We start from the raw sequence: 21,365 nt of genomic DNA on the forward strand, positions 1-21,365 counted from the left end.
GAGTCGCTGGTCAGGAATCGTCACCGTGCGGTGGACACTTGCGGGTAGCTCGCACGGGGGACAAGCTCACGACGTTCCGACGCCTGGCGCGAGACTCAAGGACCGAGCGGGTGGCCATCAGGGCCAACGCGGTCAGAAACAGCACCGCACTGATCCACCGGCTCGGAGTGCGCCAAGTGCTGGGCGTGATCTCCGTGAGATCTCCCAGCCCCAGCAGAACATAGAAGCCCATGCATGCTGCCCCTGCGGCCCACAGCCGGGGGTGATGCAGGGTCCGCCCGAACAGCCGAACCGTTGACACGCGCCGGCTGTGGATGACCAACCAGGCAGCACACCCGACCAGGGCGACAGCGGCGCCGGCGAGCAGGATGTCCACGGCCGTCGCGCCCGCCTCGTAGGTCGTCACGGGCATCACGGTAGCGGCAGCACACCAGCGGTATCGACACGTGGACAGCCGTCGTCTGCTGTGGGAGCAGCTAGTGGTTGAGGTAGGCGAGGACCGCACGGACGCGCCGGTTGGCATCCTCGGCCGGGGGCAGATCGAGCTTGGCGAAGATGTTGGTGATGTGCTTCTCCACCGACACCGGCGCCAGGACGAGCGCCGCGCAGATGGCCGCGTTCGACAGGCCCTGGGCCATGAGGCCGAGCACCTCCCGTTCCCGTGCGGTGAGCCCGTCGACGCCGTGGTTACGGCTGTTGCGGGTGAACAGTTGCCGTACCACCTCCGGGTCCAGGGCGGTGCCACCGTTGGCGACCCGCTCCACCGCGTCAAGGAAATCATCGAGGGCGGTCACGCGGTCCTTCAGGAGGTAGCCGACACCGCCCCGGCCGTCGGCGAGCAGTTCCACGGCGTAGGCCCGTTCGACGTACTGGGAGACGATGAGCACCTTGGTGTCCGGGTCCGTGGCCCGCAGCGTCAGAGCGGCGCGAAGCCCTTCGTCGCGGAAGCCGGGTGGCAGTCGAACGTCGATGATGGACAGATCTGGTCGGTGCTCGGTGACGGCAGCCAGCAGGGCGGGTGCGGTGTCGACGGCGGCGACGACGGTGTGACCCGTGTCGGTCAGCAGCCGCACCATGCCATCCCGGAGCAGCAGCAGGTCCTCGGCGATCACGATGCGCATCAGTGGGGCAGTTCCGCGGACAGGACGGTGGGACCGCCGGGTGGACTGGTGATGGTGAGCCGGCCGTCGAGTGCCTCGACGCGACGGCGCAGACCGTCGATCCCGGAGCCGGACGGGTCGGCGCCGCCCTGTCCGTCGTCGGTGAGCGTGACAGTGACCGTGCCGGCGGTTCGGGCGAGGGTGACGACGCAGGTCCGGGCGTCGGCGTGTTTGCCCGCATTGGCGAGCCCTTCGGCGATGACGAAGTAGGCCGCCGACTCGACCGCTGGCGGGTAACGGTCGTCTGGGTCGCCCCGAATCTCGACGGCGAGTGGGCTGTCGCCAGCCAGGGCGGCGACAGCGGCGTGCAGCCCTCGGTCGGTGAGGATCGGCGGATGGATGCCGCGTACCAGCCGGCGCAGCTCGGTGAGGGCGTCGTCGAGCTGCCGGCGGGCGAGGTCGACGTCGGTTGCGGCGGCCGCACCCATCCGCAGCTTGCGGGCGGCCAGTGCCAGCGTCATGCCGGCGGCCACGATCCGGGCCTGGGCACCGTCATGCAGGTCCCGCTCGATCCGACGCAGCTCCGCCGCCTGGGCATCGACGACCCGACGGCGGGTCTGTGCGAGGCGGGCAGCTTCCTCGACCAGGTGCCGGTGCGTGCCGGGTCCCAGGAGGGCGCGGGCCGTACGGGCCTGGGCCAGTGCGACGGTCCGCAGGAACCGTGCGATGAGCGGCAACAGCAGTACGCCGAGGACGGTCAGGCCGAACCGGCCCGGCACCGTCGTCATGAGCGGACGCATCGGGAACGGTGCGTGCGGGTTCGGCACCGCCCACGCCCACGCCGGTGCCACCACGGCGGCGAGATCGACGGCGGTGACCACGATGGCGACGATCCCACCGGCCAGGCCCAGCGGAAACAGCGCGACCAGCCAGGCCAGGTCACGCCAGGTCGCCGGTTGCACGGCGACCGCGCTGACCCGCTGCCGGATGGTGCCGCCCTCGGTCGGCAGATACGGCGCGACGATCGCGGTGCCGAGCACCCAACGGGCTCGGTGCCGCTCCAGGTCCGCGAGGCGCCGGGTCACCCAGGCGGCGCCGAGGAACACCGGGCCACCAAGGTGCGTGATCGACAGCAGGCCGACGCCGAGGCTGGCCGCCAGGCTCCAGGCGAGACCGACAAAGCCGGCAACGATGCTGCTGACCAGGTACGCCAGCGCCGACGCCGTTGTGCGGATCATCGCGGCGATCCTACCGGCGGCACGCCGGCACAGGTCCGTGACCGCCGGCCGGACCCGGCCCCCGACGATCCGGAGGGCGGGTCCGAGCGGTGATCCGACTGTGCGCACCGTCAGTGTCCGTCGCTCAGGGCCGGCAGGCTGCGCCGCCGCAGCAGGACCCGGGCCGGTACGGCACCCGCGACCAGCCCCAGCGCCGCGACACCGCCGAGCATCCCCGCGTACGTGCCAGCGTCGACGAACACCCGCAATGTGCCGTCCTGCGCGGTACTGAAAGCGCCGACCACGATTGCGGTGACCAGGACACCCAGCGTCAGCCCGACGATGACCGTGATCATCGCCTCGCGTCCGACGAGCCGGTGCAGCTGCCCGGTCGTCGCCCCGGCCAGCCGCAGGTCGGCGAACTCACGGCGGCGGGCGGTGGTGGCGATGGCGAAGGTGTTGATGACCGCGATCGCCGTGAAGCCAAGGGAGATGACCACCATGAGTTCCCAGGCGCCCTGCTGGTTCTGACCGTCCCCGGCGGGTGCCGCACCGAGCGTGGGGGTCACCCGCAAGCCGGGCCACGAGGCGGCGATCCGGTCCGGTACGTCGCCGCGGTAGCGCAGCCCGACCGTGCTGACCAGGCCGCGCGGGTCGTGTGCCGCCACCAGGTCCGCGGGGAGTGCCAGGTCACCGAAGCCCCGGGCTCGGGCGTACACCCCGGCGAGGCGCAGTTGGACCTGGTGGCCGTCGGCGAGCCAGACCCGCACGTCGTCACCCACCCGCCAGCCGTACTGGTCGGTCACGTACTCGCTGGCGGCGAAGGTGCCCGTGCCCGGCAGCGTCCCGGCGCGTAGATCGAGGTCGAGCGCGGCCTCAGCGCCGGCGATCAGCAGACCCTGCGTCGCATAGTCCTCGGGCTTGCCACCCTGCTCGACGATCGCCCGCGTCGGCAACGTCGCCGCCGCGCCGGTCACCCCGTCGAGGGCAAGGAGCTCTTCGACGGTACTGAGCGGCAGCCCTCCCGGTGCGGTCACCTGCGCCGTCGCGGGCGCGGTCCGGTCCGCCTGCTCCCGCCCGGTGAGTTCGTCCAGCAGGGCGCTGTTGAGCAGCATGGTGGCATTGATCGCGAACATGAGCACCAGCGGAACCGCGACCGCAGCGACCCGTCGCCGCTCGGCCCGGGTGACCAGGCCGGCCAGCCAGCCGATCGCGCCGACGCCGACGAGACGGGACACGGGCGTCGTCAGCACCCGGGCCAGCAACGGGCCCAGGGCCGCGACGGTGCACAGCAACAGGGCGGACGACACGAAGCTCATGCCCATTCCGAGCGGTCCGTCGAGCGGAACGAAGACGAGCAGGGCGATTGCACCGGCCGTGGTCACCACCGCCGAGGCGCTCCGCAGGACGAGACCACCGGTCGGTGCGTTCGCGGTCTCGGCGAGTGCCTGCGTCGGTGCGATCCGCACCGCCCGGCGGCCGGCGACCCGGGCACCGAGGAAGGTGACGAGCATCCCCGCCGCCGTGGCGGCGATGAGCACGATCACGTTGGTCTGTACGACGAACTGGGCCGGCACCGCGCCCAACTCCCGGAACCGGGCTGCCACCACGTGGGCGAACACCACACCCAGCGGCACGCCCGGCAGCGCGGCGACCCCGGCGAGCAGGAGGCTCTCCACGCCGAGGAGGCGACGCAGCTGATTGGGGGTCGCGCCGGCGGTGCGCAGCAGGGCCAGCTCACGCAGTCGCTGACGTACGCCGAGCGTGACCGTGCCGGTGAGGACGAAGACCGCAGCGAACGCCGTGATGCCGATGACGAAGCCGAAGATCGAGATGGGACCGATGTAGTCCGGCAGGGCCCCCGGCAGGTCGGCCCGGACCCGGTCGGCGCCGGTGAGTACGGGCGCTTTCCCGGCGACCCCAGCGACGGCGGTGCGGAGCGCGACCGCGTCGGTGCCGGGGCTCGCCAGGACGGCCACCGCGGTCGGGCCGGGCAGCCCCGACACCGACGCCACCTCGCTGTCGGCGACGAACAGCGCGCCCTGGGCGGGCAGCCCGTCCCGCCCGGGCGGTGCGGCGACACCGGACACGATCATGGTGCGGACGCCGGTCTTCGTGGTGACGACGAGACGTCCGCCCACCCTGATGCCCGAACGGTTGGCAAGGTCGGCGTCGATGACGACCTGACCCGGGCCGGGTGCCTCGCCGGTGCGCAGCGAGTACGGGGTCAGCGGGGCGGAGGCCCACCCGTGTCCGATCACGGGAGCGTCGTCGGCACCGTGCAGTGGACGTCCGTCCGGCGTACCCGCCTGGGCCGGGAAGGCGACGTCCGCGACCGCGACCGCAACGCCCGGAAGGTTGCCCAGCCGGCCGACGAGGTCCGCCGGCAACGAGCCGGCCCCCGTGAGCCGCTCGGACTTGACCTTGCGCTTGACCTTGACCTTGTCCTTCTTCTGTTTGGTGGTGACCATCTCGAGGGTGACGTCGCGGTCGCCCGACACGACGATCGGCGCTGCCGCGAACCGGTCGGCCGGCGGCTTCGCGGTGAGCACGGAGGCGAGCAGCAGACCGCCGCCGGCGAACAGGGCCACGGCCAGCAGCGCGGCGAAGAACGTGCCGGCGTAGGCGCCACGATGCTGGCGCAGGGTGCCGAGAGCGAGCCGCATCATCGGACGGTCACCGCCATCATCTGCGCCGCGACCTTCTCGGCGGTCGGGTCGGCGAGTTCCGAGACGATCCGACCGTCGGCGAGGAACACCGCGCGGTCGGCCCACGCCGCCGCAGCCGGGTCGTGCGTCACCATGACGATCGTCGTACCGATGCCGTCCACCGCTTCGCGCAACAGCCCAAGCACCTCGCGGCCGGTCGACAGATCCAGCGCCCCGGTCGGTTCGTCGGCGAAGATGACCTCCGGCCGGCTGGCGAGGGCGCGGGCGAGCGCGACCCGCTGCCGCTGACCGCCGGACAGTTGGCCGGGCCGGTCTTTCTCCCGTCCGGTGAGTCCGACGCGGCGCATCAACTCCGACGCCCAGTCCCGATCCGGCCGTACGCCGGCCAGCCGCTGCGGCAGCAGGACGTTGTTCCAGACCGACAGCGAATCCATCAGGTTGTACGACTGGAAGACGAACCCGACCCGCTGTCGCCGTGCCTGGGTGAGCCGCGGCTCACGCAGCCCGCCGATGTCCTCACCGGCGAGGAGCACCCGCCCGCTGTCCGGCCGATCCAGGCCCGCCGCGCAGTGCAGAAGCGTCGACTTCCCCGAGCCCGACGGGCCCATCACCGCGCAGAACGAACCGGCCTCGAAGGCGACCGACACGCCATCCAACGCCCGGACACCGCCCCCGCCGGCATAGGTCTTCGTCACGTCGAGCATCTCGACGACCGGCCCACGAGCGGCGGTCACATCACTGTTTCGCATAGCGGAAAGCCTGGTTCAGGCGGCGCTTCCGGAACACACGGCGACCCATGATCTCGGTGGTGGGGAAACCCCTACTGTCGGCGGGGACGCGCTTTGAACTGGGCGAGTGCAGCCTGGACCGGCCAACGCGGTCCACCAACGTCCGGTGCCGTCCAGCATGGACGGCCGCATAGCCATCAGCGGTCTGGTGTCCCGAGTACGACGGTGAGGTCTTCTTCGGCCGCCAGCACAACACCGTCGAACTCCATCTGCGCGGCGGCTACTGCGACAGCCCGGTCATTGCCTGGCCAAAAGTGGGTGAGCATCAGTCGGCGGGCACCCGCCCGGCGAGCCCAGAGACCGGCCTCGGTGGAGGTCATGAGATTGCGTACGGGCCGGCCGGCCTCGCCGGCACGGTCGGTTGCCTCGACGATGAACACATCGGCGTCGCGGCCGAGTTCAGCCAGCAGCGGCGTCGGGCCAGTGTCCCCGGAGTAGGCCAGGACGAACCCGTCGGCCTGAAGACGGATGCCGGTGCTGGGCACGAAGTGCGGCAGTAGCAGTCCCGTCAGATCGAACGGCCCCAGCCGGTAACTGCCGGGCAGAAGGTGCACGTCGAAGACGTCGCGCAAGTCGACGTCGGGCTCCAGGCCGCCGAGCCCGTCGAGCACGCCCGGCGGGCAGAACAACGGCAGTCGTGGTCCAGCAGAACCACCGTAGAGTCGCATCCGGAACAGCCCATGCAGGTCGATGCAGTGATCGGGGTGCTCGTGGGTGATGACCACCCCGTCCACTGCACCGTCTGGCCAGTGCGTGAGCAGCCGCGGCAGCGTGGCGTAGCCGAGGTCCAGCACCAGACGGTAGCCGTCCCAGTCCAGGGCGAAACCGCTACAGGCACGCCCTGGCTCGGGGAAGGCACCACAACTACCCAGCACGGTGACTTGTCGCATCGGTAAAGGATCTCAGCCGGCCAAGCCTTCTCCGCGGCAATGTCGACATGCTCGCGCAGCTTCTTCCGCTGCCGAACTCCTGGACGCGAAGGCTTTCTTCGAAGCCGACCTCGCCGACGTCGTCATCCGTTCGCTCTGAGTTCCCGGGGTGCCGGGCCGGGTCGGCGGCGGTCACGGCCGTCTTCCCGTCCAGCTCCCAGCCTTTCGCGTACGCCGCGGCGAACTCTTCCCCGCCCAGCGCAGCTTGACCCCGGCGGGTGAGCTCGCGGCTACGCATCGGTGTGGTCGTGCGCGCCCCGCAGCCGGGCGGCGGCCCCGAGCAACACGGCCGACTCGTGCCGCCACCCGCGCGTCGCGGCGAGCGCGGCCGCGTTCACCGTCAGCCCCGACCTTGTCGCCTGACCTGGGCAGATGCCTCCAAGGTCATTCCGCGCCTGTTCCGCGACCTACGATCGAGCAGCGTGCGTATTGCCAGCTCAGATAGCGTTTCTGCTGAGTATCGAGGTGCCCCCGGCAGGATTCGAACCTGCGACACACGGTTTAGGAAACCGATGCTCTATCCCCTGAGCTACGGGGGCGCGAGGGCCCAGTCTAGCGACCTGGGGGTTCACCTGGGGTGGCAGGGAGTGGCCCACGTCCACCCACGTTCCCCGCACCCCGTTCTCCCAGCCCAGGAGCCCACCCGGAGCACACGAACCCCGGTTTGCGACCGGCGGTCGGCCGCGGTGACCCGCGTTGGCGCCCGTTCACCCGGCTTGGCATCCGCTGGCGCACACCGCGCACATCACGCAAGATCATGGTGTGCCGGCCGGGCCGCCCACCAGTCGATCCAGTCGTGGCCGGACTGATCGAGCAGATGACCCGCGACAATCCCGACCGGGTAACTCCAACGGCATGCCGGGCAGACAGGTCGGGGCGGCGGCGGTGGCCATGGCGACGTCGACGGCCGTTCGGGCTGCTGACGTCGCTGATCGGTCGGGGGACGGCGGGCCAACCCCCGGGCGGACGCTGTCCGGTGCGTACTAGCCTGTCGCAGTGGCGAGCAATTCTCAGCCGAGCGGCGGGTTCTCCGGCACGCTACGGGCGATCCTCAGTTGCGTTATCGCACTAGCGGTCGGGGCGGGCGCGATCTATGTCCTCGGACCGTGGTCGGTTGAATCGCCCGTGACGACTGACCCACCCCGTGCGTTGGGGGCCCCGGTGAAGGTCGCCGGGCGCACGGTCTCCGTGCTCGGTGCGGGGGACATCCTGCTACACCCCGAGTTGTGGGACCAGGCCCGACGCGACGGCGGGGGCGAGTTGGACTTCGGCCCAATGCTGGCACCCGTGCGCGAGACCGTTTCCAGCGCGGATCTGGCCCTGTGCCACCTGGAGACTCCGCTGGCACCGCCGGGAGGCCCGTACATCGGCTTCCCGAAGTTCAATGTGCCGCAGGAGGTGGTCAAGGGCATCAAGAACATCGGGTACGACGGTTGCTCCACCGCCTCGAACCACACCATCGACCAGGGGTACGACGGCGTCAAGCGGACCCTCGACGCGTTGGACAAGTCGGATCTGGGGCACACCGGCAGCTACCGGACCGAGCGTGACTCCCGCACTGTCAAGATCTATCGGGCCAAGGGCGTGAAGATCGGGCACATCAGCTTCACCAAGAGCTTCAACGGCCTGCGCCCGCCGGCCGGCAAGGAGTGGGTGGCGAACCTGATCGACGCGAAGGCGATCCGGCGGGACGCGGCGGCGGCTCGGGAGGCGGGCGCGGAGATCGTGGTGGTCAGCCTGCACTGGGGCACCGAGTATGAGCACGAGCCGGACGTCGACCAGCAGACCTGGGCCCGTCAGATCGCCGCCATCGACGACGTGAACGTCGTCTTCGGGCATCACGCACACGTCGTTCAGCCGGTGGAGCGGATCGGCGACACCTGGATCGTCTACGGGATGGGCAACCAGATCGCCCGGCACGCCGAGCCGGTCAACGCCAACCGTGACGGTGCGATGACCCGGGTGACGTTCGGTCCGGCCGGCGAGACGAAAAGGTGGAAGGTGGTAGCCATCGAGGCGATCCCCACCTTCGTTGATCTGAACCCGGACATCCGTCTGGTCGATCTTGAGCGGGCGCTGGCGGATCCAGCCCTGCCCCCCGGGCGGCGTCGGATCTACGAGGCCGCGGTCGAGCGCATCGAGGGCAACCTGTTAACCAGGGCCGCTGACACGGCGGGCCTGGTGGTACGCGGCGTACCCCGCAAGTAGCAGCCACGTTTCAGGCGACACAAGGGCGAAATCGTCCCAGATCTCGTGGTGGTGCGCCTTGCTAGCATTCGCGGCGGCCGGCGGTCATGCCTGGCCGACGAGCTGGATGGGCAGCGGTCCAGGGAGTAGTTCCACGGGGAAGGTTGCCGTTTCGTGTCAGGCAGGTCGGCGCAGTACGCGCCATGGCAGTCGACGGCTGGGCCCGCAGACGATCATGAACAGCTGCTGGCCTGGCGACGACGGGCGCTCGACCAGCAGTTGCCAGCTGCGGCCTTCCCAGCCGGCACGAGCGCGCCCTCACTGGTCTATCTCTGGACCACGATGTTCGTGGTTGCCATGGCGATCCTCGGGTTCGCGGTCAGCGCCCAGCGCGGGGTACTCCCGGCTGTCGTCGACTCTCAACGTGACGTCGTGTCCAAGCTGGCATCGGGCATGCAGGTCGAAGCCCGCGGCCGGGCGACCGACCTCAGCCGGACGGTGCAGGAACGCGGCACCGCGAGCGACGCCGACCTGCTGGCCCGGCTGGCCGGGGAGGGCGCCGGCTTCACCGGCGCGGTGATCGTTGAGACCGCCTCCCGGCGACCTCTCGCCGCCAAGGGCTCGGCGCTGCCGATCGACCTGCTGCCGCCGGTGCTGGTAGTTGACGAGACGACCGCCGTCACCACGCCGGATGGCCCCATGCTGGTCTATTCCGTCGCGCTGGACGACACCCGGGCGGTGCTCGCGATCCAGCCGGTCACCATGCGGAACCTGCGACTCAACCCCGACGCGGGACACGGCATCCACATGATCACCCCCGACGGCAAGAGCAGCCTGATGCAGGGAGCCAGTGCGGTCGACGCCGTGCACCTGCCGACGGTCTTCGCCGGCCTGGTCGGGCCCGACTCGCCGCAGAGCCGTGAGGTGGTGGTCAAGGAGTGGGCGGACCGCAGGTTGGTGGTGTCGTCCGCGCCGGTGGGTGAGACCGGGCTCGTGGTCGTCTCCCTGCTCGCCGCGGAGGTGAGCGCGGGGACCTCGGGCACCAAGGGGGTTTTGCTCGGGCTCAGCCTGCTGGTCGTGACTCTGCTCAGCTTCGTACTCATGCGCATGTCGCTGGTCCGACCAGTCCGGGCGCTGCTGAATCAGGCCAAGGCCGACGCCTGCGGCGCGATGACGCGGCGTCGTGCGCCGACGCGCATCCGCGAGGCGCACCGGATCACGCGGGCGTTGGCCCTGACCTCCGGCGACCAGTACCCGGCGGACCAGCGGTGGCGGCCAACCGTCCTGCAGGGCCTGACCGTAGCCGTGGTGGTCGCGATGCTCTGGCCGGTGGCGGCCACGGTGCTCGCGTTGCAGGCGCCCGAACCGACGATTCCCGTGCAGTTGGTGCGGGATGCGGAGAGCCGGGCCGAGGAGGCCAGCAACGCTCTGGGACACCTGCTCGATGATGGCCTGGCCACCGTCTCCCGGGTTTCGCAGGGGGTCACCTCGAAGGATCTCGCGCAGGCGGATCGGACACTGGACCGGGAACTCGCCGCCGAGCAGCGGCTTCGGGCGTTGTACCTGGTCGACCGAGACGGGACGATGGTGGCCGGCGCGGGTCGGAAGCCGTTGCGGGCCTTCGCGCCACTGCCGGGCGAGGTCGGCATCCATCTCGACGACACGGCCGAACGGTTGCCGCTGGTGTACGCCTTCAACCAGCGCGCTGACGGCTATGCGGTGATTGGTGAGTTCGACCCTGACCGTCTGCTCGGGCTGGTCCGTCGGGTCGATGGCCGGGTCCGGGTCGTCGACGCCGAGCTGCGGACGATTTTGGATTCGGAGGGCTACCGGGCATTTCAGCCGCTACAGGGCGAGTTGGCCCGAAGCATCGCCGTCGACGTGCTGCCAGGCAGCACGGTTGGCCGGTCGACCACCGAGGATGGCGCCCCGGCGATGGTCGCCGCCTCCGGTCTGACCGTGCCGACGACTGTCGCCCACCTTGAGTGGGCGGTCGTGCTGGAGCAGGACGTTGCCGGGTTGCGCCTGCCGACGATGGTGGAGCGACGCTGGACCTTGCTGGTGGCCGGTGCCGTGGTGGGCATCGCCCTCCTCACTCACGTGTGGCAGCTCTACATCTTCGTCCGGCCGTTGCGGAGGTTGAGTTCCTTCGCCGAGCAGATGAGCGAAGGGACGGTGGAACTGCCCGTTCCACCGCAGCGGCACGACGACATCGGCGCGATCGCGATGTGCCTGGAGATCTGTCGGCAGGTCCGGCACACCGGGTCCGCCCGGTTCGGTGGTGCGCTGCGGCTGCGTGGCGCGGGAGCCGACCGGACCAGCGTCCTCGCCCGCGTCCGGCACGCGGCCGGGACTCGCAGCCGGGCGACGAAAGGCTGAGCATGTTCTACCTCTACACCGTCTACAGTCTCTGCTGCCTCGCGCTCCTGGTGGCTGGCGTGATCGAACAGCGGAACCACAACCGCAACCTCAACACCATCCCGCACCGCGTGCTGGTCAACGGGATCCGTGGCAAGAGTTCGATCACACGACTCTGTGCGGGCGCGCTGCGCGGCGGCGGCAAGGTCGTGGTGGCCAAGACCACCGGCACCGCCGCGAGGTTCATCTTCCCGGATGCCAGCGAGGAGCCGGTACACCGCAAGTTCGGGATCGCCAACGTGGTCGAGCAGATCGGCATCGTCCGGCGGGCCGCCGTCTACCACCCGGATTCGCTGGTCATCGAGTGCATGGCGGTCATGCCGGCGTTGCAGGAGATCAACCAGAGCAAGCTCATCCGGTCCACCATCGGGGTGCTCTGCAACGTCCGCGAGGACCACCTCGCGGAGATGGGGCCGACCCTCGACGACGTGGCCCGGTCGTTGAGCCGGTCGATGCCCGAGGACGGCATCTGCATCACGGCGGAGAAGGACCGGCTGGCGATCCTGGAGAAGGAGGCAGCCAAACGGAACTGCCGACTGATCGCGGTCGACCCTGAGTCGGTGACCGACCAGGAGATGTCGGGCTTCGGCTGGATCACCTTCAAGGAGAACGTGGCCATCGCGCTCGCCGTTGCCGAACAGCTCGGCGTCGACCGGCACAGCGCGCTCACCGGCATGTGGTCGGCGCCGCCTGATCCGGGAGTGCTCTCCGTGGCCCGGGTTCTGTACGGCGACAAGCGCGTCCGGTTCGCCAACATCTTCGCCGCCAACGACCCGGAGTCGACGTACATGAATATTGAGCAACTGGAGAAGCAGCGGCTGATCAGCAAGCCGTTGACCATGGTGATCAACTGTCGACCGGACCGGATGGAACGAAACGGGCAGATGGGTACGCTCGCCGGCCGGGTACAGCCGCAACGCATCGTGCTGATCGGTGAGATGACCCGCAGCGCCCGGGTCAACGTTCCCGCCGAGTTGCAGAGCCGGGTGGTCGACCTGGGCGGCAAGCTCCCATCGGAGCGGCTGATCAGCGAGGTCATGGCGGTAACCCCGGAGGATGCCTCCATCGTCGCCGTCGGGAACATCCACGGGCAGGGTGAGGTGCTGCTGCACGAGTTGGCCGCCCTGCCGAGCTGGGAACCGCAGGACCGCACCCGTGCCGAATCGATGCTCCGTCCGCCGACCACGCGCAGTTCCGCCGTGGACGGCGAGACCGTGTTCCTGGGAAGGACCTACCGGTGACATTCGGAGGAGAACTCAGCGCCCAGTTGGCCACCGCCTGCCTCGGCATCGGTCTGGTCTTCGCGCTGCTCTGCTATCTGACCACGAATCTCTCGCCCGGCGGGATGATCACGCCGGGCTGGATCGCGCTCGCGCTGATCGAGGACCCGCTCCAAGCCGCGGTGATCGTGGTGATGACTGTCGTCACCTACGCCCTCACCCGGCTGATGCAGCGCACCGTGATCCTTTACGGCAAGCGTCTCTTCGCCGCGATCGTCCTGCTCAGCGTCCTCCTCCAGATGACGCTGTTCGTGATCGTCCAACGGGACCTGCCGCTGCTCTTCGCGCACCAGACCCTGGGCTTCGTGGCACCGGGACTGATCGCCTACCAGCTCGTGCGCCAGCCGCCGAAGGCAACCGTGCTGGCCACCGTCATGGTCACCGTCATCACCTACGGGGTGGCGTTCAGCGGCGTCGTGGCCGGCTTCGTGCCGGTCACCTGAGGCCACACACCGACGAGGGACAGGCATGAACTACCGGACTTACTCCCGCAGCCGCGCCATGCTGATGACCGTCGCCGCCTTCGCGTTGCTGAGTGGTGGTAGCACCTTCGCCTACGTCGTCGTCCGGCACACCGCGGCGGATCCGATCGAGCTGAGCCTCGGCGCGCAGGCCGCGCAGGCCGCCGCGCCTACTCGCTCCGGCTACAGCTACCGACGGTTGACCGAGCCGAACCGGACGCAGATGATCGACGCCAAGGGAAAGACCGTCGCGATCATGACCGACGGTTCCCGCACGATGCACATCAGCGGCCCGCAGCGGACGTTCGCCGAGGCACGGTTCACCAAGGCCAAGGTGCCCGCCAATTTCTGGGTGCGACTCGCCCCCCGAGAGTGGCGGGCGGGGGCCGAGAAGGAGAAGTGGTTCACCGACTGGTTCCTCAAGGCCCGCACGGACCGCTCGCCGGATGTGCTGGCGGTGGCCCGGGAGTACACCTACGTCGCCGTGCCGAAGAAGGATGCGAAGGGCCGGCAGTACTCCGGCGACGCCGCCTTCGGGCCACTCTCGGACATCGACCCGGACGGTCGCGCGGAAAACTCCGACTTCTACGACTACCTCGGGGTGTCGTGGGAGTTCCCCGACAAGAAGGAGAAGCCGACAGCGTCGCACATCCGTAGCCTGGACTGCTCGGGCTTCCTGCGCATGGTCTACGGCTACCGGATGGGCTATCCGCTGCTCGGCACCAACAACGCGGGCCCCGGCCTGCCCCGACGGGCGACCGCGATGGCTTCGGTGGGACCAGGGGCGCTGCTCATGCCGAACACCGGCAAGCGGGCCCGGGAGCTGGATCGGCTACTCCCCGGCGATCTTCTATTCTTCAACGCCGGGCCGGTGCAGGGCGCGAACATCGAGCACTCCGGCATGTACCTCGGGGTGGACGACCGGGGGCACCACCGGTTCATCTCCAGCCGCACCACCGCCAACGGCCCGACCATGGGTGACCTGGGTGGTGAGTCGATCCTGGACGGTACCGGCTACTGGGCCCTGCGCTGGCGGACGGCCCGCCGGATCTGACCTCGACAGCAACCCACCAGCGGGTCAGGCCACGGCGAGCTGTGCCGCGAGCACCGTCGCGACGCGGTTACGGGCCTCGGCCTCCCGGCGGACAGACCAGCTCAGCTCCAGGTGAATGAAGACGGCTTCCAGTGCCGCTGCGGCCCGGCCCTGCTCGTTGGTCTTGCCCTCAAGTTGGCCACACTTCTTCACCCACGCCCGGCAGGTGTTCAGCCCGGCCCCGGAGAGGCCATCCGCGATCCGGCGGGCCACCGGGGTCACCGGAGCCGAACCGGTCGACACTACCGCGTCGGACGTGGGCAGGTTCCGATCGGCAAAGCCGTGCAGTTGGATCTGGTCCAGGCCGTTCTTGGCGAACTCGGCCGCCAGGGCGTGGAACAGCGACCGATCGTTGTGGGCAACGTCCGCGTCGCCGTCGGCGGCCTGTCGGTGTGCCCCAGCGACCAGCAGCACGCTGGCCGGCGCCTTCCGGTACAACGCCAGTCCCAGCTTCTCCGTATTGATGTCGAAGCCGGGGTGCGGCACCTCGATCACCGTGCGCGGGGTCGCGCTCCGGTCCACCAGCACGGCACCCCAGGAACGGTCGTCGGACCCCTCGGCGAGGTAGAGGTCAAACGGCCGACCGGTGACCGGGTCCGCCCCACGGTGAGCCCGGAAGCCGAGGTCGCCGAAGACCTGATCCAGGTCGGCGCCGGCATTCGGATCGGTGACCAGCGATCGCGCTGCCCGCCGGGCCGCCGCCCGTTCCTCCGTGTCCGGGTCACGGTAGGGATTGTCCCGGGAGAGGCCGGCGGTCAGCTCATCGATCAGAAGCTCAGGATCAGGCCCTCGCTGCTGTTCAAACTCCGGCTCGGCGTCGGCGCACGCCCCCGACCCGAGCACTGCCAGCGTCGCCGCCGCGAACAGTCCGCGGCGAGTTGAACTCACAGCCGGAAGCGGTGTACGCACCCGTGCAGGCTATCCGATCATGCCCGGGCGTCTGCTCCGGCTCGTCCCAACGCAGTACCGAGCTGACCTGACCCGGCGACAACGACGCCGCACCGACAGCGAAGATGGTTGCGCCCGACCGCACCACATTCCCCGACCTGTCCGATTACAGGGCGAATAGCACCAAAGGCCATATAGGCCAACGAAGTCCTCGCCACGCCTATAGGTTGACGGTTCCGTTCATCCGACGGTTCACCGAGGTGTCGTGTGACCGATGCCGACCTCGCCGATCTCCCAGCGGTTCCCTACTGGGCCCCGCGCCCCGTTCGAGCCGGCCTGAGGCCGACCCGGCCCGCTGGACAGGCTCGTGACCCAGTGCCGAGACAGTGGCAGTTGAGCGGTCCGCGACCGCATCAGCTCCACAATGGACGCTAATCGCCCGATTTTGGAACCCACGTCGTACGACGAAGTTCGGGTCGATCCCACGAATCGACACCGGAAGGTGTCGTCTGGTGTCCCTCATTGCAACGGAAGGGAATCACGTGTTTGCCGCCTACGTAACGATCAACATCCTCGCTGCGCTCTTCACAGGCATCGCCGCCGTCACGTATTTGATCAATCATGCCTACCCCAGGGAACAGATGGAGATGAAGCGCCTGCCGATCTCCTGGATGCCCAGATTGGGCGCGACGCTCGCGGTGGGTTCACTCGGCCTGCTGGCCGGCTTCTTGGTGCCGGTGCTGGGCACGCTCGCCTCGCTCGGCCTCGTGCTGTACTTCATCGGCGCCTTCATCGCCCACATGCGGGTGGGGTCGCGCAAACTCGTCGGATGGGCCGTCTTCTTCGCGACCGTCGTGGCCGCTCTCGTGGTGAACCTGGCCTACCACGGCCCCTGGTGATCCACAGCGGCGACCGCCGAGACTGCGTTCGAGACAGCGCGCAGCATCGGGTTGACCCTTGCGTCGTCAGACGGGTCGGACGGATGCCAGGGACGGTCCGACTCTCCATGACATACCGTCCACGATGCCTGGTGGGGGTAGTCACGGCCGACCGTCCAGGCTGGCTCTTTGCTAGGCTTGCCGACACCGAGGGGAGCGGGCGACGATCGCCACGCCTGCCCATCTCGAGTGATACGGCGAGCTGCCTTCGGGCCCGTGCCGCGTCGTCGAATGGCAGGCACCAACGCTCCCATCGCCACCCGCCGATCAAGGCTGTGTAGACGCCGCATGGAGCCCCCCTTGACTGACGACCCGAGCAAGACCATCGTCGTGTGCGTACCCTTCGCGGGCGCCGGAGTTTCCTTCTTCCACCCGTGGCGCGAGCTCGCCGGTCGCACGCTGGAGATCCTCCCGCTGCAACTACCGGGCCGGGAACGCCGGATCGACGAGGAGCCACTGCGGGACGCCCGTGCCGCCACGGAGAGCCTCCTGACCGACCTGCTGGCGGCGGTGACGACGCCGGCACGGGTGGCGGTGTTCGGGCACAGCCTGGGCGCGGTCCTCGCGTACGAGCTGGCCCACCGGCTCAGCGGGCTGCCCGGATTCGAGGTGCGCCATCTGTTCGTCAGCGGTTCGCCGCAGCCGTCGGTGCAGCGGTCCCGGCGGATCACCGGCCTGCCGGACGACGACTTCCTCCCCGGGGTCGCCGAGTTCGCCGGGTTCGACCACGAGGCGCTGGCCGACCCCGAGGTGCGTGAGCTCGTGCTGCCGACCCTTCGGGCGGACGTGGAGATGCACGAGCACTACCTGCCCAGCACCGTGGATCCCCTGCCGGTGCCGATCACGTCGCTGCGCGGGACCGGGGACAGCCTGGTCAGCGCCGCGGATGCGGCCGGCTGGTCCAAGGCGACCGACCGGGACTTCACGTACCACGAGGTTCCGGGCGGCCATATGTACCTCATCGACGCCGCACCCGCGGTCGTCCGCCTGTTCGCCTCGACCCTTGGCTGAGCCGAACTGCGGTCGCCTGGTTGACAAGGTCGTCCTGGTCACCGGCGCCGCCCGTGGCCTCGGCCGGGCCGCCGCCGTGGCCTGCGCGCGGAACGGGGCGGATCTCGTCCTGCTGGACGCCTGCGCCGACCTGCCGGGGGTCCCGTACCCGCTCGGGACCGCGAGCCAGCTCGCCCACACCGGGTCGCTGTGCCGGCAGGCCGGCGCCGCCGTGCTGCCGGTCACCGCCGATGTGCGTGACATGGCCGCGCTGAGGGAGGCGACCGATCGCGCCATCGACCGTTTCGGCCGGATCGACGTGGTGGTCAACAACGCCGGCATCGCCGCGCCCTCCGGCAAGCCGACCCACGAGATCAGCGAGGACGAGTGGGACCTCATGATCGACGTGGACCTGACCGGCGCGTGGCGCATGATCCGGTTGGTGGGCGCGCAGATGTGCGCCCGCCGGTCGGGCAGCATCATCAACATCGCCTCCACGGCCGGCCTGGTCGGCTACCGGAACTTCGCCGGCTACGTGGCCGCGAAGCACGGCGTCATCGGGCTGACCAAGGCGGCTGCGCTCGACTTTGCGCCGATGAAGGTGCGGGTGAACAGCATCTGCCCCGGTTCGGTACGGGACACCCCGGAGGTCGAGGGTCGGATGCTCGCCGAGATCGCCCGATCGCTCGACGTGCCCGTTGAAGAGCACGAACAGACCTTCGTCGGCGCCCAGCCGATGAACGCGCTGATCGAGCCCGAGGACGTCGCCGCGGCGGTGGTGTTCCTGGCCAGTGACGAGTCGCGTCAGGTCACCGGGTCCGTGCTGACCGTGGACGGTGGATTCTCCATCCGATGACCGCACCGAGGAGAGCAGTGGCGTCAGTCCCGTCGTGTCACGCCGTGCGGATCCGGATGACCGCGCCCGCCGACCCGGGCCCTCTCGCGGCTCGGCTGTCCGCCGTCGGCGACGTGCCGCTCTGGGTGGAGCAGTGCCCGTTTCCCGCCGAGCACCCGGCGTCCGTCCGGCTCCGTGAGCGGGAGCTGACGCGACCGGCCGCCGGGGCGCGCGCCGTGCTGCTCCGATACGCCGACGGGGTGGGCGACCTGTTGGTGCTGGCCGACCGGGCCCGGCTCGGAGTCTCCGCGCTGCGCGACCTGGCCGCCACCGTGCGAGGCGCCGTGCCGGCCGCTGCCGACGAGCCGGTGGCCGGCGGTACCGGCGTCGGCGCGTCGGCGCTCACCGCCGGACCCCCGCCCAGCTGGGGAATGGGCGACGGAAGCGGTACGGGTGACGGGGCGGTGCGCCGTACGGTTCCCGCCGCCGAGGCCGGCACCCCGGCCAGCTGGCTCGCCGCCCTGGCCGTCACCCTCGACGGGTATCGGGGCCACGACGCCACCGGCCAGGTGCTGATCGGCGTCGGTGCCGCCGCGGTTCAGGTGCGGGTCGAGGGGACGCTCGGCGACCTGCGGAGCCGGCCGTGCCCGCCGGTGGGCGGACCGGTCGCCGCCACGCTCGACACGGCGGCGCTCGTCGCGCCGGTGGGCGACGAGTACCGACCCGGCCGCCTGCCCGGAGTCGCCCTGGCGGTCACCGTCCAGTCCACCCCGGACGGCGGTGTCGAGGTGCACTGCGAGCACCCGCTGCGGGACGTCACTCCGCCGCAGGCAGCCCAGTTCGTCGACAGTCTCCAGCACGTCCACCGGCAGGTGCTGACCCGCCCCGAGCTGCCCGCCACGGCGGTGGAGCTGCTCGCTCCAGCCGCGTCGGCCCAGGTGGTGGCCCTCGGACGTCCGGCGCCCGCGCTGGTCACCACCCCACGCCCGGTGCACGAGGCGTTCGGCCTGGTGGCGGCCTCCCATCCGGAGGCCGTCGCCCTCACCGACGACGGTGACTCGCTGACCTACCGGCAGCTGGACGAGCGGTCGAGCAGCATGGCGCACGGGCTGCGGCTCGCCGGCGTCGAGCGAGGGGATCGCGTCGGCGTCTGCCTGGAGCGTGGGGCCGAACTGGTCTGCACCCTGCTCGCCGTGCTCAAGGCCGGCGCCACCTACGTGCCGGCCGACCCGGCGTACCCCTCCGAGCGGCTGGCGCACACCGCGCGGGATGCCGGGGTCCGGCTCGTCGTCACCCGGCTCGACGGGTTCCCGGCGGTCGTGCCGGCGGTCCGGCCGGCCGACCTGGTGGCCACTCCCGACGACGACGTGCTGCTCCCGTCGGTCGGCCCGGACGACCCCGCGTACGTCATCTACACCTCCGGGTCCACCGGCCGCCCGAAGGGCGTCGTGGTGCCGCACCGCAACGTCGTCGCCCTGGTGGACGCCACCCGCGGCGAGTACGGCCTCGGCCCGAGCGACGTGTGGACCCTCTTCCACTCCAGCGCCTTCGACTTCTCGGTCTGGGAGATGTGGGGCTGCCTGCTGACCGGTGGGCGGCTGGTGGTGGTGCCGTTCTTCGTGTCCCGGGAGCCGGAACGGTTCCGGGACCTGCTGGTGGCCGAGCGGGTCACCGTGCTCAGCCAGACACCGTCGGCGTTCGCCCAGCTCCTCGACGTGCCGCACGACGAGATGGTGACCCGGTTGGTGGTGTTTGGCGGTGAACCGCTGGACACCCGGATGCTGCTGCGCTGGCTGGACCGGCATCCGGAGTCGGCCTGCCGGCTGGTAAACATGTTCGGCATCACCGAGACGACCGTCCACGTCACCGCGCAGACCCTGGACCGGGGGCACGCCCTGTCGGCGTCCAGGTCCGTCGGGCCGGCGCTGCCCGGCTGGCACCTCTACGTGCTGGACGCGGCGGGTCGGCCGGCGCCGGTGGGCGTACCCGGGGAGATCTGCGTCGGCGGGGTCGGTGTCGCGGCCGGGTACCTCAACCAGCCGGAGCTGACCGATCAGCGCTTCGTGCCGGATCCGCACGGCGTGGGCCGGATGTACCGCAGCGGTGACCTGGGTCGGCTCCTGCCGGACGGCGCCCTGGAGCATCTTGGCCGCATCGACAGCCAGGTCAAGGTGCGCGGGTTCCGGATCGAGCTGGACGAGATCCGGGCCGTGCTGCTGGAGGACACCCGGGTGCGGGCCGCGGCCGTGGTGGCCCGCCGGGACGACCCCGCCGACGCCGCCACGGCGCGGCTCGACGCGTACGTGGTGACCGAGGCGGAACCCGCCGAGCTCCGGCGCCGGGCCGCGACCGTCCTGCCGGACTACATGCTGCCGGCCACCGTGACCGTCGTGACGACGTTGCCGCTGACCCCCAACGGCAAGCTCGACGTCGATCGGCTCCCCCCGCCGACCCAGCCGACCCGGGCGCAGGTTGCCGACGCGGCGCCGGCCCAGCCCACCCCCTCACCGTCCCCGGCTGGCGAGGAAGACCTGGCCAGCGTGTTGCGGACGGTCTGGAGCGAGGTGCTCGGGGTGGCCGTGGGCGAGGACGACGACTTCTTCGAGCTCGGCGGGAACTCGCTGCTGGCGGTGCGGATCAGCGCCGCGATGCGGAGCCGGGGGATGACGCCGGTGCCGCTGCGGCAGCTCTACCGCCATCCCAGCATCCGCCGGCTCGTCGGTCACCTCGACGCGCAGCCCGCGGGCCGCTAGACCCGGCCCCGAGCGCGGTCCGGCCGAGCCGGCCGCGCCCGGGGACCGGGCCGGTGCGATCTCCTCAGTCGATCGGCTCCGCGTCGGCCACCAGGACGGTGACGTTGTCCCGGCTGCCCGCGGCGATCGCCGCCTTCACCAGGGCCGCGGCACATTCGTACGGCTCCTCGACGGTGCTCATCAGGTGGGCGATCGTTTCGTCGTCCACCTCGTCGGTGAGGCCGTCGCTGCACAGCATGAACCGGTCGCCGCGCAGGTGGGACAGCACGGTGATCGCCGGCTCGACAGGTGTCCCCTGCAGGGCGCAGGTGACCAGCGCCCGGTGCGGGTGGGTACGCGCCTGGTCGGGCCGGATCACCCCCTGGTCCACGAGCGCCTGGACGTACGTGTCGTCCCGGGTCAGCTGGCGCAGGTGGCCGTCCCGCAGCAGGTAGCACCGCGAGTCACCGACGTGACCGACGACCATGCGGCTGCCGGAGGCGAGCAGCGCGGTCATCGTCGTACCCATGCCCTGACGCTCGGCCGACCCGGCCGCGGCCGCCCCGATGGCCTCGTTGGCCCGGTTGAAGGCGGCGTGCAGCGCCGCCACCGGGTCGTCGGCGCTGAGGCGCTCCATCGGTGCCAGGGCCCGGACGGCGAGATCGCTGGCGACCTCGCCGTCGGGCATCCCACCCATGCCGTCCGCGACGACCGCGAGCCGCCGCCCGGCGATCGCGACGTCCTCGTTGTTCGTCCGGTACGGCCCGGTGTCGCTCACCACCGCGCTGACGAGCGTGAGAGCCACGTCCGTGTCCTTCCTCGTGTCGTAGATCGGCCGGT

General features: G+C 70.5%; 17 protein-coding genes and 1 tRNA gene. 9 read left to right on the plus strand and 9 right to left on the minus strand.

Annotated elements, in window-relative coordinates; translation table 11 throughout:
* Positions 1–10 precede the first annotated feature (10 nt).
* The 7 genes from ABZS37_RS14285 to ABZS37_RS14315 form a co-directional block, all read right to left on the minus strand.
* The gene (locus ABZS37_RS14285) at positions 11–406 is read right to left on the minus strand and encodes a hypothetical protein (protein ID WP_355168897.1); all 396 of its coding nucleotides are present in this window, start codon (positions 404–406) and stop codon (positions 11–13) included.
* Positions 407–476: 70 nt separating this feature from the next.
* Positions 477–1,121 carry a response regulator transcription factor gene (locus ABZS37_RS14290; protein WP_355168899.1) on the minus strand — a complete coding sequence of 215 codons (645 nt, stop codon included), beginning with the start codon at positions 1,119–1,121 and terminating at the stop codon, positions 477–479.
* Entirely contained in the window at positions 1,121–2,338 is a 1,218-nt protein-coding gene (locus tag ABZS37_RS14295) for a sensor histidine kinase (protein ID WP_355168901.1), read from the minus strand. Before ABZS37_RS14295 ends, ABZS37_RS14290 begins: the two co-directional genes overlap by 1 nt.
* A gap of 110 nt (positions 2,339–2,448) precedes the next feature.
* Positions 2,449–4,983, minus strand: a complete 2,535-nt coding sequence (locus tag ABZS37_RS14300; RefSeq protein ID WP_355168903.1) for an ABC transporter permease — start codon at positions 4,981–4,983, stop codon at positions 2,449–2,451.
* A complete protein-coding gene (locus ABZS37_RS14305) occupies positions 4,983–5,735 on the minus strand; it encodes an ABC transporter ATP-binding protein (RefSeq protein WP_355168905.1) in 753 nt (250 codons plus the stop codon). The genes ABZS37_RS14300 and ABZS37_RS14305 overlap by 1 nt, the downstream gene beginning before the upstream one ends.
* A gap of 176 nt (positions 5,736–5,911) precedes the next feature.
* Positions 5,912–6,664, minus strand: coding sequence for an MBL fold metallo-hydrolase (locus ABZS37_RS14310; protein WP_355168907.1), 753 nt, complete (start codon positions 6,662–6,664; stop codon positions 5,912–5,914).
* 505 nt (positions 6,665–7,169) lie between these two features.
* Positions 7,170–7,242: transfer RNA gene (locus ABZS37_RS14315), tRNA-Arg, on the minus strand.
* A gap of 586 nt (positions 7,243–7,828) precedes the next feature.
* Between ABZS37_RS14315 and ABZS37_RS14320 the strand changes: the two genes are divergently transcribed.
* The 5 genes from ABZS37_RS14320 (at position 7,829) to ABZS37_RS14340 (ending at position 14,103) form a co-directional block, all read left to right on the plus strand.
* The gene (locus tag ABZS37_RS14320; protein WP_355168909.1) at positions 7,829–8,911 is read left to right on the plus strand and encodes a CapA family protein; all 1,083 of its coding nucleotides are present in this window, start codon (positions 7,829–7,831) and stop codon (positions 8,909–8,911) included.
* A 153-nt stretch (positions 8,912–9,064) separates the two neighbouring features.
* Complete coding sequence (locus ABZS37_RS14325) at positions 9,065–11,269, plus strand: HAMP domain-containing protein (protein WP_355168911.1); 2,205 nt, start codon at positions 9,065–9,067, stop codon at positions 11,267–11,269.
* A 2-nt stretch (positions 11,270–11,271) separates the two neighbouring features.
* Positions 11,272–12,549 (plus strand): poly-gamma-glutamate synthase PgsB, encoded by a 1,278-nt coding sequence (pgsB, locus tag ABZS37_RS14330; protein ID WP_355168913.1) that lies wholly within the window; start codon positions 11,272–11,274, stop codon positions 12,547–12,549.
* The gene (locus ABZS37_RS14335; RefSeq protein WP_354996688.1) at positions 12,546–13,031 is read left to right on the plus strand and encodes a poly-gamma-glutamate biosynthesis protein PgsC/CapC; all 486 of its coding nucleotides are present in this window, start codon (positions 12,546–12,548) and stop codon (positions 13,029–13,031) included. The genes pgsB and ABZS37_RS14335 overlap by 4 nt, the downstream gene beginning before the upstream one ends.
* Positions 13,032–13,056: 25 nt before the next feature.
* Positions 13,057–14,103 (plus strand): NlpC/P60 family protein, encoded by a 1,047-nt coding sequence (locus ABZS37_RS14340; RefSeq protein WP_355168915.1) that lies wholly within the window; start codon positions 13,057–13,059, stop codon positions 14,101–14,103.
* Between the two features lie 24 nt (positions 14,104–14,127).
* On the opposite strand, the gene ABZS37_RS14345 is transcribed toward ABZS37_RS14340, so the two are convergent.
* Positions 14,128–15,051, minus strand: coding sequence for a hypothetical protein (locus ABZS37_RS14345; RefSeq protein WP_355168917.1), 924 nt, complete (start codon positions 15,049–15,051; stop codon positions 14,128–14,130).
* Between the two features lie 521 nt (positions 15,052–15,572).
* Between ABZS37_RS14345 and ABZS37_RS14350 the strand changes: the two genes are divergently transcribed.
* The 4 genes from ABZS37_RS14350 (at position 15,573) to ABZS37_RS14365 (ending at position 20,546) form a co-directional block, all read left to right on the plus strand.
* Positions 15,573–15,929 (plus strand): DoxX family protein, encoded by a 357-nt coding sequence (locus ABZS37_RS14350; RefSeq protein WP_355169051.1) that lies wholly within the window; start codon positions 15,573–15,575, stop codon positions 15,927–15,929.
* A 339-nt stretch (positions 15,930–16,268) separates the two neighbouring features.
* Positions 16,269–16,979, plus strand: coding sequence for an alpha/beta fold hydrolase (locus ABZS37_RS14355; protein ID WP_355168919.1), 711 nt, complete (start codon positions 16,269–16,271; stop codon positions 16,977–16,979).
* On the plus strand, positions 16,972–17,814 hold the full coding sequence (locus ABZS37_RS14360; RefSeq protein WP_355168921.1) for a mycofactocin-coupled SDR family oxidoreductase: 843 nt from the start codon (positions 16,972–16,974) through the stop codon (positions 17,812–17,814). Before ABZS37_RS14355 ends, ABZS37_RS14360 begins: the two co-directional genes overlap by 8 nt.
* 56 nt (positions 17,815–17,870) lie before the next feature.
* Positions 17,871–20,546: a non-ribosomal peptide synthetase gene (locus ABZS37_RS14365; protein WP_355168923.1), complete on the plus strand. Its 2,676-nt coding sequence runs from the start codon at positions 17,871–17,873 to the stop codon at positions 20,544–20,546.
* A gap of 64 nt (positions 20,547–20,610) precedes the next feature.
* Here ABZS37_RS14365 and ABZS37_RS14370 read toward each other — a convergent pair whose 3' ends face one another.
* Complete coding sequence (locus ABZS37_RS14370; RefSeq protein ID WP_355168925.1) at positions 20,611–21,330, minus strand: protein phosphatase 2C domain-containing protein; 720 nt, start codon at positions 21,328–21,330, stop codon at positions 20,611–20,613.
* Positions 21,331–21,365: the final 35 nt, after the last annotated feature.

This window comes from Micromonospora sp. NPDC005413 (assembly GCF_040606435.1).
Lineage (GTDB): Bacteria > Actinomycetota > Actinomycetes > Mycobacteriales > Micromonosporaceae > Micromonospora.

Bases quoted from the DNA above. Each gene is read 5' to 3' on its own strand.
- ABZS37_RS14310 (WP_355168907.1), bottom strand. From the start codon at position 6,664: ATGCGACAAGTCACCGTGCTGGGTAGTTGTGGTGCCTTCCCCGAGCCA.
- ABZS37_RS14305 (WP_355168905.1), bottom strand. From the start codon at position 5,735: ATGCGAAACAGTGATGTGACCGCCGCTCGTGGGCCGGTCGTCGAGATG.
- ABZS37_RS14290 (WP_355168899.1), bottom strand. From the start codon at position 1,121: ATGCGCATCGTGATCGCCGAGGACCTGCTGCTGCTCCGGGATGGCATG.
- ABZS37_RS14295 (WP_355168901.1), bottom strand. From the start codon at position 2,338: ATGATCCGCACAACGGCGTCGGCGCTGGCGTACCTGGTCAGCAGCATC.
- ABZS37_RS14340 (WP_355168915.1), top strand. From the start codon at position 13,057: ATGAACTACCGGACTTACTCCCGCAGCCGCGCCATGCTGATGACCGTC.
- ABZS37_RS14365 (WP_355168923.1), top strand. From the start codon at position 17,871: ATGACCGCGCCCGCCGACCCGGGCCCTCTCGCGGCTCGGCTGTCCGCC.
- ABZS37_RS14300 (WP_355168903.1), bottom strand. From the start codon at position 4,983: ATGCGGCTCGCTCTCGGCACCCTGCGCCAGCATCGTGGCGCCTACGCC.
- pgsB (WP_355168913.1), top strand. From the start codon at position 11,272: ATGTTCTACCTCTACACCGTCTACAGTCTCTGCTGCCTCGCGCTCCTG.